The sequence below is a fragment of the Bacteroides sp. AM23-12 genome (assembly GCF_003434395.1).
In the GTDB taxonomy this organism is placed as follows: Bacteria; Bacteroidota; Bacteroidia; order Bacteroidales; family Bacteroidaceae; genus Bacteroides; species Bacteroides thetaiotaomicron.
The window spans coordinates 1-11,510 of the sequence record NZ_QTLF01000059.1 but is presented as its reverse complement, the minus strand read 5'-3'; the positions used below and the strand labels follow the sequence as shown (position 1 = coordinate 11,510).

At 49.0% G+C, this 11,510-nt stretch carries 12 protein-coding genes; 5 read left to right on the top strand and 7 right to left on the bottom strand.

Going from position 1 to position 11,510, the window contains the following annotated elements; genetic code table 11:
* The 3 genes from DW640_RS22600 to tsaB form a co-directional block, all read right to left on the bottom strand.
* Positions 1-1,145, bottom strand: a 1,145-nt coding sequence (locus DW640_RS22600) for a UDP-N-acetylglucosamine 1-carboxyvinyltransferase (protein WP_147326403.1), incomplete at its 3' end; no start/stop codon positions are given.
* A gap of 140 nt (positions 1,146-1,285) precedes the next feature.
* Positions 1,286-1,900, bottom strand: coding sequence for a DUF4290 domain-containing protein (locus DW640_RS22595; protein WP_008761105.1), 615 nt, complete (start codon positions 1,898-1,900; stop codon positions 1,286-1,288).
* Positions 1,901-2,021: 121 nt separating this feature from the next.
* Positions 2,022-2,717, bottom strand: a complete 696-nt coding sequence (tsaB, locus tag DW640_RS22590; protein WP_008766373.1) for a tRNA (adenosine(37)-N6)-threonylcarbamoyltransferase complex dimerization subunit type 1 TsaB — start codon at positions 2,715-2,717, stop codon at positions 2,022-2,024.
* An 89-nt stretch (positions 2,718-2,806) separates the two neighbouring features.
* On the opposite strand from tsaB, the gene DW640_RS22585 reads away from it, so the two are divergent.
* From DW640_RS22585 to nadD, 3 genes are all read left to right on the top strand, one after another.
* Entirely contained in the window at positions 2,807-3,685 is an 879-nt protein-coding gene (locus DW640_RS22585) for a YicC/YloC family endoribonuclease (RefSeq protein WP_008761103.1), read from the top strand.
* 73 nt (positions 3,686-3,758) lie between these two features.
* Positions 3,759-4,328: a guanylate kinase gene (gene gmk / locus DW640_RS22580; RefSeq protein WP_008761102.1), complete on the top strand. Its 570-nt coding sequence runs from the start codon at positions 3,759-3,761 to the stop codon at positions 4,326-4,328.
* Positions 4,325-4,936 carry a nicotinate (nicotinamide) nucleotide adenylyltransferase gene (nadD, locus tag DW640_RS22575; RefSeq protein ID WP_008766428.1) on the top strand — a complete coding sequence of 204 codons (612 nt, stop codon included), beginning with the start codon at positions 4,325-4,327 and terminating at the stop codon, positions 4,934-4,936. The genes gmk and nadD overlap by 4 nt, the downstream gene beginning before the upstream one ends.
* A gap of 4 nt (positions 4,937-4,940) precedes the next feature.
* Here the strand turns inward: nadD and DW640_RS22570 are convergent, their stop codons facing one another.
* Positions 4,941-5,996, bottom strand: coding sequence for a metallophosphoesterase (locus DW640_RS22570; RefSeq protein ID WP_008761098.1), 1,056 nt, complete (start codon positions 5,994-5,996; stop codon positions 4,941-4,943).
* Between the two features lie 113 nt (positions 5,997-6,109).
* Between DW640_RS22570 and DW640_RS22565 the strand changes: the two genes are divergently transcribed.
* The gene (locus tag DW640_RS22565) at positions 6,110-7,006 is read left to right on the top strand and encodes a 1,4-dihydroxy-2-naphthoate polyprenyltransferase (RefSeq protein ID WP_008766430.1); all 897 of its coding nucleotides are present in this window, start codon (positions 6,110-6,112) and stop codon (positions 7,004-7,006) included.
* Position 7,007: 1 nt separating this feature from the next.
* Here DW640_RS22565 and rfbB read toward each other — a convergent pair whose 3' ends face one another.
* The 3 genes from rfbB to DW640_RS22550 all read right to left on the bottom strand — a co-directional run bounded on the left by rfbB (position 7,008) and on the right by DW640_RS22550 (position 9,605).
* On the bottom strand, positions 7,008-8,144 hold the full coding sequence (gene rfbB / locus DW640_RS22560; protein ID WP_008761096.1) for a dTDP-glucose 4,6-dehydratase: 1,137 nt from the start codon (positions 8,142-8,144) through the stop codon (positions 7,008-7,010).
* A gap of 16 nt (positions 8,145-8,160) precedes the next feature.
* Positions 8,161-9,036 carry a glucose-1-phosphate thymidylyltransferase RfbA gene (gene rfbA / locus DW640_RS22555; protein WP_011108090.1) on the bottom strand — a complete coding sequence of 292 codons (876 nt, stop codon included), beginning with the start codon at positions 9,034-9,036 and terminating at the stop codon, positions 8,161-8,163.
* Between the two features lie 77 nt (positions 9,037-9,113).
* Complete coding sequence (locus tag DW640_RS22550) at positions 9,114-9,605, bottom strand: metallophosphoesterase (protein ID WP_008766431.1); 492 nt, start codon at positions 9,603-9,605, stop codon at positions 9,114-9,116.
* A gap of 55 nt (positions 9,606-9,660) precedes the next feature.
* On the opposite strand from DW640_RS22550, the gene DW640_RS22545 reads away from it, so the two are divergent.
* A partial coding sequence (locus tag DW640_RS22545; RefSeq protein ID WP_117578976.1) for an RNA degradosome polyphosphate kinase occupies positions 9,661-11,510 on the top strand: 1,850 nt, incomplete at its 3' end.

The window sequence follows — 11,510 nt, the reverse complement described above, 5'->3', positions numbered from 1 at the left end:
CGGGCGCCGCGCAGCTTGAAGCCGTGGTTGTGTCCGATTACTACGGCACGGTGAGGGTCGCAAAGGATGATCTGAGCACCCATGTCGATGAGCTTGTCTACAAAGAACAGGCGGCTTTCGAACATCTTCTGGTGGATCAGTACGCTTCCTTTGGCTTGGGTGGCCACTACGAGCATCACGCTCAGCAAGTCGGGTGTCAGTCCCGGCCAGGGGGCGTCGGCAATGGTCATGATGGAGCCGTCGATAAATGATTCTATTTCGTATGTTTCCTGTGCGGGGACGTAGATATCGTCTCCCCTCTGTTCCAGTTTGATGCCCAGCCGGCGGAAACTTTCGGGGATGATGCCGAGGTTCTCGTAGGAAACGTTTTTAATGGTAATTTCGCTTTTGGTCATGGCAGCCATGCCGATGAAACTCCCGACTTCGATCATGTCGGGCAATACGGTGTGCTGTGTGCCGTGCAGTTCTTCCACGCCCTCGATGGTGAGCAGATTGGAAGCGATGCCGCTGATCTTTGCTCCCATCCGGTTGAGCATACGGCAGAGCTGCTGCAAGTAGGGTTCGCAGGCGGCATTGTAAATGGTGGTAGTGCCTTTTGCCAGTACGGCAGCCATCAGAATGTTGGCTGTACCGGTCACGGACGCTTCATCAAGCAGCATATAGCTGCCTTGAAGCCTGTCGGCCGTTATCTCATAGATGCCCCGCGACTCGTCATAACGGAAGTCAGCTCCCAAATTCTGAATCCCCACAAAGTGGGTGTCCAGACGACGGCGACCGATCTTATCTCCGCCCGGCTTCGAGATCAACGCTTTCCCGAAACGTGCCACCATCGGACCGATCAGCATCACCGACCCCCGAAGGCTTGAACACTTCTTCAAGAACTCATCACTCTCCAAATAAGCCAGATCGACGTTCTCCGCCTTAAAACTGTAGGTATCAACGCCTTCCTTTGCAACCGTTACTCCCATCTCCCGCATAAGCTGAATCAGATTGTTGACATCCAGAATGTCAGGTATATTGTTCACCGTCACTTTTTCAGCAGTCAGCAACGTGGCACAGATAATCTGCAAAACTTCGTTTTTGGCTCCTTGCGGATGAATCTCCCCGCTAAGCCGATGTCCTCCTTCAATTACAAATGAAGCCATTTATTTTAAGTAATAGGTAATAAATAACAAGTAATAGGTAATAGGTAATAGGTAATAAGTAATAATAAGTAAGATTCTCAATACACGCAACACGCCGAACGCAGCTATGCTATTACTTATTACCTATTACTTATTACCTTTTAATATCTTCTCCGCGGATTATTATTCCGATTATTATTGTAGTTCACCTTTGGGCGGTAGTTCTGGTTCAGGCGTTCTGCCATCAGTCGGATGATGTCGTCTGTCAGTTGTAGTTTGCCGCCGGAAAGTTCGTAGAGGTCTTCCGCAATTTTGCGGTCGTCTACGGTATCTTTGTTCCATGCCATGTAGTCTTTCTTCATGTGGTTGCAGATCATGGCTGTCAGATTTCTCTTGTCGTTTCCTTCGGGAAGTTCGCAGGCTTTCTTGATCAGCACTTCCAGCGTGTGTCCGTAGTGGCGGTAGCGCATGCGGGTAGTAGAATATGGGATCGGTTCCGGCTTGGTCACCAGGTTGTCTTCGCGGATGATTTCGTAGGGATAGTCAATATCCAGCTCAAAACCGGACATGATGGCCAGGTGATCCCAAAGTTTATGCTTGAAATCGGGCACATCACGCAAATGGGGGAACATATTTCCCATAATGTTGATAATTGTGTTAGCACAACGCTGACGCTCGGCACGGTCCTGAATGGTCAACGCATAATCTACCATGTTCTGTATGCTGCGGCCGTACTCGGGAAGCGGCATTCTTTTCTGCTGGGTATTGTATTGCATCTTTTAAATTAAAAATTTTGAAATTAAAAATTAAAAGTCGGAGGACGACGGTCACTCACTAATCACTGTTTCCCGCCAAAGGCGGTTCACTTACTGAGGCACTTTTTTCTACTGAAGTGCGTTATTCAAGAAGCGACTTCTTCGGCAACGAGGCTACAAATTCTTTCAGATAGAAAGGTTCGAAGTAGGCCACATCTTTATAGTCTTCTCTGGCAACTGCTTTTTCTGCCAGCGGATACATCATCTTCGCCAACGGATGGATGTCATCGATAAAATGCGCATTCGGATGCGTAATCTTCTCACGACATTTGGCGGCTCCATTTCCGTAGAAATAAACGGGCGCTTCGTTCAGAAACTCCAGATAGGAATTCTCATCGACAATATCGGCGGCGATAGCACGCTTCACGTTCAAGGCACGGTCGTAAACGGCAGCGTACACTTCCATACGGCGGGCATCGAGCATCGGGCAGAGCAACGCATCTTCCGGCAAATCGTGATACAGCAACACGGGCACACTCAGCACTTCGAGCGTAGGAAGACCGATCAAGGGTACATTCCGTCCGTAACAAATGCCTTTTGCCATCGAAACTCCAATCCGCAATCCTGTGTATGATCCCGGACCGCAACTCACTGCAACTGCATCTAAAGGTATGGCATGACTATCAATGAACGACAACGCTTCATCAACAAATACTCCCAAAGACACGGCGTGTGAAGGGCCCTTCAAGTCTTCTTTCACAAAAATCGTCTGTCCGTCTTGACTTGCCGCTACCGAGCAAACAGTGGTAGAGGTTTCAATATTCAGTATACACGACATAAAAATCAGCTTATTAAATTGTCGCAAATTTACATGATTATTTCCAATTCTTAAAATATTCGTGTACTTTTGCACAAAACTTTAAGTATATGATACAGTCGATGACAGGATACGGCAAAGCTACGGCCGAACTTCCAGATAAAAAGATAAACGTAGAAATCAAGTCGCTCAACAGCAAAGCAATGGATCTTTCCACTCGCATCGCTCCGGCTTATCGTGAAAAAGAGATCGAAATCCGCAACGAAATCTCCAAAGTGCTGGAACGTGGAAAGGTGGACTTCAGCCTCTGGATAGAGAAAAAAGAGAGTGCGGAAAGCGCGACTCCTATCAACCAAGTGTTGGTGGAAGGCTACTACAAACAGATTCAGGCGATCTCGGAAAATCTCGGCATCCCCGTCCCTACCGACTGGTTTCAGACGTTGCTCCGTATGCCGGACGTTATGTCTAAGACTGAAATCCAAGAGTTGACGGAAGAAGAATGGGAAATGGTACGTGCCACCGTTCTCGAAGCAATCGGTCATCTGGTAGACTTCCGCAAACAGGAAGGCGCCGCACTGGAAAAGAAGTTCCGCGAAAAGATAGCTAACATCGCACTATTGCTCGAAAAGATAACTCCTTACGAAAAAGAACGGGTGGAGAAAGTCAAGGAACGTATCACCGACGCGCTCGAAAAGACGCTGAACACGGACTACGACAAGAACCGACTGGAACAAGAACTGATCTACTACATCGAAAAGCTGGATGTCAACGAGGAAAAACAACGTCTCACCAACCACCTGAAATATTTCATCAGCACGCTGGAAAGCGGCAACGGACAAGGCAAAAAACTCGGTTTCATCGCTCAGGAAATGGGACGGGAAATCAATACGCTTGGCAGCAAGTCCAACCATGCCGAAATGCAGAAAATCGTTGTGCAAATGAAAGATGAACTGGAACAGATCAAGGAACAGGTGCTGAACGTAATGTAATTATTTAATAGTAAGTTGAAAATTGAAAATGTCGACATTTTCAGTTTTCAACTTTCAATTCTCAATTAAACAAATGACTGGCAAGTTAATTATTTTTTCTGCCCCGTCCGGTTCGGGCAAATCGACTATTATCAACTATCTGCTGACGCAGAACTTAAATCTCGCGTTCTCCATTTCTGCAACCAGCCGCCCACCGCGCGGGACGGAGAAACACGGGGTCGAATATTTCTTCCTTACTCCCGAAGAGTTCCGTTGTCGCATTGAGAACAACGAGTTTTTGGAATACGAAGAAGTATACAAGGATCGGTATTACGGAACGCTGAAAGAACAAGTGGAAAAGCAGTTGGAGAAGGGGCAGAACGTAGTATTCGACTTGGATGTAGTAGGCGGATGCAACATCAAAAAGTATTACGGTGAGCGTGCATTGTCCATCTTTGTACAGCCGCCCTCCATCGAAGAACTCCGTTGCCGGCTGACGGGTCGGGGCACGGATGAGCCCGAAGTAATCGAATGCCGCATCGCAAAGGCGGAATACGAAATGACTTTTGCTCCCCAGTTTGATCGTGTCATCGTCAATGATGATCTGGAGGCGGCAAAGGCTGAGACACTGAAAGTTATCAAAGAATTTCTAAATAAGGAATGAAAGAGTCTCTGAAAAGACAAAAACTAAAAACCGGAATCTTCAGCGGGTCATTCAATCCGGTACACATCGGACATCTGGCCTTGGCCAACTATCTTTGCGAGTATGAAGGACTGGACGAAATTTGGTTTATGGTCAGCCCGCAAAACCCACTGAAAGCGGGAACGGAGCTATGGCCGGACGACCTGCGTCTCCGGTTAGTAGAACTTGCCACAGAAGAATATCCCCGCTTCCGCTCTTCAGACTTCGAGTTTCATCTGCCCCGCCCTTCATACAGCGTACATACGTTAGAAAAGCTACATGAAACCTATCCGGAACGGGACTTCTACTTAATTATCGGCTCGGATAACTGGGCCCGCTTCGACCGCTGGTATCAATCGGAGCGCATCATCAAAGAAAACCGTATTCTTATCTATCCCCGCCCCGGATTCCCGGTAAATGAAAACGGGCTGCCCGAAACAGTCCGTCTGGTCCATTCGCCTACCTTTGAAATAAGTTCTACGTTTATCCGTCAGGCACTTGATGAGAAGAAAGATGTAAGATACTTCTTGCATCCAAAGGTTTGGGAGTATATTAGAGAATATATCCGACAGAGTATAAGGGAGCACTGATCATCTACTCTTTGAGACGATGAAGCGTAATCATTATGATTTCCGCCGGAGCACCAATGCGTACAGGCATCTGAGAAGTACCGATCCCATTAGTAACAATCAATGGCATTTTAGTTGAATTGTACGCCAGTCCGGTCAGAAAGCGGGTGCCGTAGTGGGAGTTCTGTATCGGGGCGTAACCGAATACGCGTACCTGTCCACCATGAGTATGTCCCGCCAAAGCGATGTCCGTGTTGGCCACCGAAACATCCTCCACGTAGTCGGGAGTATGCACCAACAAGATAACGAAGTCGTTGGGAGAAAGCGCCAGTGTGGGCGACACCCCATTTTGTTTCAAGTCGAAAGGATTGCGTACTCCGGCAAGGATAATCTGCTGACCGTCTTTGCGTAATGTATCGACTTCGTGTTCCAGCGGACGCATCCCGTAATGCTTCATCGTGCGGATTATTTCGTCATGGCAGCGTTCATAATCATTATTTCCCATTACTCCGAAAGTTCCCATCGGTGTTTTCACACGGGCCAATGCGGCAAATAACGGTTCTACGTATTCACAGCCTTCCTGATAGTCTCCTCCCATCAGCAAGACGTCCGGTTTCTGGGCGATCAAAAGATCGACAAGGTTGTTCAAGCCTTTCTCTTTCAGCAGACTCTTGTAATGCAAGTCGGAAATGAAGGCGATGCGGAAGCCTTCGAAGGCTTCGGGGACATCACGGTGGGTGAAGTCATATTCCACGACACGGTCTATGCCGCTATAAGTGGCAGGGACGTTCACGGTAGAAGACGTGATCTTCGTTCCGCGAAGTACCAAATTACGTTCTTCCTGCTCGGTCGCAGCTTCTTTCTTCGCTGTTTTCTTCTGCTTTTTCGTCGAAACTTTCAAGTCGGCAAGCTGAGAATGATCCGGAGCAAACAAGCCGTCGATAGCGGCGGAACTGTCCGGACGGACGGAATCGACATTGAGCACAGGACGAGGCAGGATCGATACAACATTCTTCTTTGACTTACAAGATACGAACAGGAATAATACGAATATTATGAACAGGTAATTTATTTTTTTCATCTTCTTTGGTTTATTTTCTTCTACATATAACACATTCCCCCACTATTTGAGGCGCAAAGATAGGAAAAATCATGTATCTTTGTCCGTCAAAACTTATTATTATATATTAAAGCATGGAAGAAGTAAAGCGTAACTCGCTGCGTGCGTGGATATTAGCAGCACGTCCCAAGACTCTGACAGGAGCCATTACGCCGGTCATGATCGGTAGCGCACTTGCTTATATGGATGGACATTTTCAATGGTTGCCGGCCCTTATCTGCTGCCTGTTCGCCGGTCTGATGCAAATTGCCGCCAATTTTATCAACGACCTCTTCGACTACCTCAAAGGAACCGACCGCGAAGACCGGCTGGGACCGGAACGAGCCTGCGCACAGGGCTGGATTTCACCGAGAGCCATGCGAAACGGAATCATCGTCACCGTCCTGTTCGCCTGTCTGATCGGATCTGCGCTGCTGTTTTATGCCGGATGGGAGCTGATCATAGTAGGGCTTCTCTGCGTACTCTTCGCTTTCCTCTATACCACAGGCCCTTATCCATTATCCTACAACGGCTGGGGCGATGTTCTGGTCATCGTATTTTTCGGATTCGTCCCCGTGGGTGGAACGTACTACGTACAGGCGCTGACATGGACTTCGGACACAACGGTAGCTTCTCTGATCTGCGGACTGCTGATTGATACCTTGCTGGTAGTCAACAATTACCGAGACCGTGAAGCGGATGCACGGAGCGGAAAGCGGACGGTCATCGTTCGTTTTGGCGAGAAGTTCGGACGCTATCTTTATTTGATGCTGGGGGTGGCAGCAAGTCTTCTGTGTTTCTGGTTCTTCTTCGAAGGACACTTGTTTGCCGCACTTCTTCCGTTACTCTACCTGATTCCTCATGTCCTCACATGGAGACGGATGGTGCAGATTCACAGTGGTAAAAAATTAAACAGCATACTAGGTGAGACTTCACGTAATATGCTGTTAATGGGTATTTTGCTATCAATAGGATTCTTGATCCGACATTGATTTATTTTCCGTACATCTTTTCGTAATAGCCTTGATAGTCTCCGCTGGTCACCTCTTCCACCCAGTCTTGATTTTCAAGATACCATACGATTGTCTTCACGATGCCATCTTCAAATTTCGTTTCGGGATACCAGCCCAAGGCGTTCGTGATCTTCGTGGGATCAATGGCATAACGCTGGTCGTGCCCCAGACGGTCTTTGACAAAAGTGATCAGATCGTTGTTGATCCAGTCAACGGAGATTTCTCCGTCTTCACCTTTCACTTTCTTTTTGAGGACCTGACGATATTCCGGTTTCTCAGTCATTAGTTTACGGATAGTGGCAATGGTCAGCTTCACAATTTCAAGATTGGTTTCTTCGTTGTGACCACCTACGTTGTACACTTCGCCCTCTTTGCCTTCGCGCACTACCAAGTCGATCGCTTTGCAGTGGTCTTCTACGTAAAGCCAGTCGCGCACGTTGCTTCCGTCACCGTAGACAGGCAGATGTTTGCCTTCGAGTATATTCTTGATAATCAATGGAATCAGTTTTTCGGGAAAATGATAGGGGCCGTAGTTGTTGGAACAGCGGGTGATCGTTACCGGCATTTTATAAGTGTCGTGATAAGCCATGACTACCATGTCGGCACTGGTTTTCGAAGCACTGTACGGGCTGTGCGGACAAAGCGGGGTTTCTTCCGTGAAGTAGCCTTCCGCACCGAGCGAGCCGTACACCTCGTCGGTAGATACCTGATGGTAGCGCACTCCTTTTCTCCAGGTAGGATATCCCTGTTCGTCCTTACCCATCACCCAGGCACGGCGGGCACAATCCAGCAGATTCTGCGTACCGAGGATGTTGGTGATCAGAAACAGTTGCGGGTTTTCGATACTGCGGTCTACATGGCTTTCGGCGGCGAAGTTCACGACATAGTCGAAACGGTATTCGGCAAAAAGGCTGTCCACCACTTCGCGGCTGCAAATGTCTCCTTTGATAAAGAAACAACGTTCGTTGTCGATATCTTTGGCAATAGTTCCCAGATTACCCGCATACGTCAGGGCGTCAAGAACCACCACTTTTATATCGCTGTGCTTGGCCAAGATATACTTAATATAATTGGCGCCAATAAATCCTGCGGCACCGGTCACCAGATAAGTTTTCATATATGATTATTTATGTTTATTTCAAGGGTTGTTTAGACAGTTCTATCAGGTATTTACCGTATTCGGTCTTTTCGAGTTTCTGTCCAAGCAGCAGCAATTGTCCGGACGAAATCCATCCTTGCCGCCAGGCTATCTCTTCGATACAGCTGACGTAGAAGCCTTGCCGGTTCTGAATGGTAGCCACGAAGTTGGAGGCTTCGAGCAGGCTGTCGCAGTTTCCGGTATCCAGCCATGCGAATCCGCGTCCGAACAGTTCCACGTTCAGTGTTCCTTCTTCGAGGTACAGGCGGTTCAAGTCCGTTATCTCATATTCTCCACGTGCCGAAGGGCGGAGAGAAGCCGCTTTTTCCGTCACGGTAGCGTCGTAGAAATAAAGTCCGGGAACGGCATAATTACTTTTCGGCACCAGTGGCTTTTCTTCCAGAGAAATCACTTTGCCTTGTTCGTCGAACTCCACTACCCCGTAAGCCCGAGGATCTTTCACGTAATAGCCGAAGATGCAGGCTCCCTTCTCCACACCGGCAGCACGCCGGAGCATAGCGGAAAACCCTTGTCCATAAAACATATTGTCCCCAAGAATCAGACAACCTGCCTCACCGTTCAAGAAATCAGCTCCCAACACAAAGGCTTGTGCCAGTCCGTTAGGCTGCTCCTGTATTTTGTAAGAGAAAGACATCCCGAGCTCCTCACCTGAGCCCAACAAGTCCCGAAACATCGGCAAATCACGCGGAGTAGAGATGATCAAGACCTCCCGTATCCCTGCCAGCATAAGCGTAGACAGCGGATAATAGATCATCGGCTTGTCGTATACGGGCATGATTTGTTTGGAAATCGCTTTGGAAAGCGGATAAAGACGAGTGGCGCTTCCACCGGCCAGAATAATTCCTTTCATTGTCGTCTGAGTTATTCATTTTACTGTGTGCAAAGGTCGGAAAGAAATCTGACGTGACAAAATGAATTGTAAGAAATCTATCCTGCCAGTTCAATAACTTCGAGGTCTTTGAACGTTCCGTTGTCGATGACAAAGCGCACCATTGTCCGCACTTTATGGAAACCGGACATCCCTGCGGCTCCGGGATTGATGTGCAGCATGTCCAACGTTTTGTCGTATTTCACCTTTAATATATGGGAGTGTCCGCTGATGAAAAGTTTCGGCGGACGTGCCATCAAACTGCCGATAACCGAAGGGTCGTACTTGCCCGGATACCCGCCGATATGCTTGATCAGCACTTCCGCTCCGTCCACCGTGAAGCGGTTCACCTGCGGGAACATCTTCCGTATTTCTTGCCCGTCTATGTTGCCGTAAACTGCCCGCAGGGGCCGGAAAGCCGCCAACTTCTCGGCTACTTCTACCGAACCGATATCTCCGGCATGCCAGATTTCGTCGCACGATTCAAAATATTCGAGATATTTTTCGTCCCAATAAGCGTGGGTATCGGACAATAATCCAATTCTTGTCATAATTTTCTTTGTTTAGTCCTGCAAAGATACTATATTTGGGAAAATCTTAAAGCACATGGAAAGCAAATATAATTATTTCAAACGTGATATCAGCTGGCTCTCATTCAACTATCGGGTGTTGCTCGAAGCGCTGGATGAGCACCTGCCGCTATACGAGCGCATCAATTTCATCTCCATCTACTCCTCCAATCTGGAAGAGTTTTACAAAATCCGGGTGGCGGACCACAAGGCCGTGGCATCCGGCGCAACGGAGAGCGATGAAGAAACCGTACAATCCGCCCGCGAACTCGTGGAAGAAATCAACCACGAAGTAAACCGCCAGCTGGACGACCGTGTACGCATTTACGAAGAAAAGATACTGCCCGCCCTGCGCAAAAACCACATCATCTTCTACCAGGACAGACATGTGGAACCGTTTCACCAGCAGTTTATCAAGGACTTTTTCCGGGAAGAAATCTTCCCCTACCTGCAACCCGTGCCCGTATCGAAAGACAAAATCGTCTCTTTTCTGCGAGACAACCGGCTCTACCTCGCCATCCGCCTCTATCCGAAGGAAAACAGGAACCCCGCCAACCGGCAGCCTTTCTATTTCGTCATGAAGCAGCCGTACGCCAAAGTGCCCCGTTTCATCGAACTTCCGCCCCGTGGAAACAACTATTACATCATGTTCACCGAGGACATCATCAAAGCGAACCTCAACCTTATTTTCCCCGGCTACGACGTCGATTCGAGCTACTGCATCAAAATATCCCGTGACGCCGACATTCTGATAGATGACACCGCCAGCAGCGCCGACCTCGTAGCCCAACTGAAAAAGAAGGTAAAAAAACGCAAGATAGGCGACGTCTGCCGCTTTGTCTACGACCGTGCCATGCCGCAAGACTTCCTCGACTTTCTGGTCGACGCCTTCCGCATCCACCGTGACGAACTCGTCCCCGGCGACAAGCACCTGAACCTCGAAGACCTGCGCCACCTGCCCAACCCGAACAAGTCTCTACGCCGCATCGAAAAGCCGCAACCGATGAAGCTGAACATCCTCGACGAAAAAGAATCGATCTTCAACTACGTCGCCCAAAAGGATCTGCTGCTGTATTACCCGTACCACTCCTTCGAGCACTTCACCCACTTCCTCTACGAAGCAGTGCACAATCCGGAGACGCGCGAAATCATGGTCACCCAATACCGTGTAGCCGAAAACTCAGCCGTCATCAACACCTTGATAGCCGCCGCGCAGAACGGCAAGAAAGTCACCGTATTTGTCGAGCTCAAAGCCCGTTTCGACGAAGAGAACAACCTCGCCACCGCCGAAATGATGCAAGCCGCCGGCATCAAAATCATTTACAGCATCCCCGGACTAAAAGTACACGCCAAAGTGGCCCTCGTCCGTCGCCGCGGACTGAATGGAGAGAAAATCCCCAGCTACGCCTACATCAGCACGGGCAACTTCAACGAAAAGACCGCCACCCTATACGCCGACTGTGGACTTTTCACCTGCCGCAAGGAAATAGTGAACGACCTTTACAACCTCTTCCGCACCCTGCAAGGCAAGGAAGATCCGAAATTCACCACTCTCCTCGTCGCCCGCTTCAACCTCATACCGGAACTGAACCGCCTCATCGACCGTGAAATATCCCTTGCCGACCAAGGCAAAGGCGGACGTATCATCCTCAAAATGAACGCCCTCCAAGACCCCGCAATGATCGACCGACTCTACGAGGCCTCCGAACACGGCGTGCAGATCGACCTCATCGTCCGCGGCATCTGCTGCCTCATACCGGAGCAGTCATACAGCCGTAACATCCGTGTCACCCGCATTGTCGACAGTTTTCTGGAGCACGCCCGCATCTGGTATTTCGGCAACGAAGGGCACCCCAAAGTATACATGGGCTCGCCCGACTGGATGCG

What these genes read in the sequence shown, in the direction of transcription:
- DW640_RS22585 (WP_008761103.1), top strand. Translation starts at nt 2,807, where the DNA reads ATGATACAGTCGATGACAGGATACGGCAAAGCTACGGCCGAACTTCCA.
- DW640_RS22565 (WP_008766430.1), top strand. Translation starts at nt 6,110, where the DNA reads ATGGAAGAAGTAAAGCGTAACTCGCTGCGTGCGTGGATATTAGCAGCA.
- DW640_RS22550 (WP_008766431.1), bottom strand. Translation starts at nt 9,605, where the DNA reads ATGACAAGAATTGGATTATTGTCCGATACCCACGCTTATTGGGACGAA.
- rfbB (WP_008761096.1), bottom strand. Translation starts at nt 8,144, where the DNA reads ATGAAAACTTATCTGGTGACCGGTGCCGCAGGATTTATTGGCGCCAAT.
- nadD (WP_008766428.1), top strand. Translation starts at nt 4,325, where the DNA reads ATGAAAGAGTCTCTGAAAAGACAAAAACTAAAAACCGGAATCTTCAGC.
- tsaB (WP_008766373.1), bottom strand. Translation starts at nt 2,717, where the DNA reads ATGTCGTGTATACTGAATATTGAAACCTCTACCACTGTTTGCTCGGTA.
- gmk (WP_008761102.1), top strand. Translation starts at nt 3,759, where the DNA reads ATGACTGGCAAGTTAATTATTTTTTCTGCCCCGTCCGGTTCGGGCAAA.
- DW640_RS22570 (WP_008761098.1), bottom strand. Translation starts at nt 5,996, where the DNA reads ATGAAAAAAATAAATTACCTGTTCATAATATTCGTATTATTCCTGTTC.
- rfbA (WP_011108090.1), bottom strand. Translation starts at nt 9,036, where the DNA reads ATGAAAGGAATTATTCTGGCCGGTGGAAGCGCCACTCGTCTTTATCCG.
- DW640_RS22595 (WP_008761105.1), bottom strand. Translation starts at nt 1,900, where the DNA reads ATGCAATACAATACCCAGCAGAAAAGAATGCCGCTTCCCGAGTACGGC.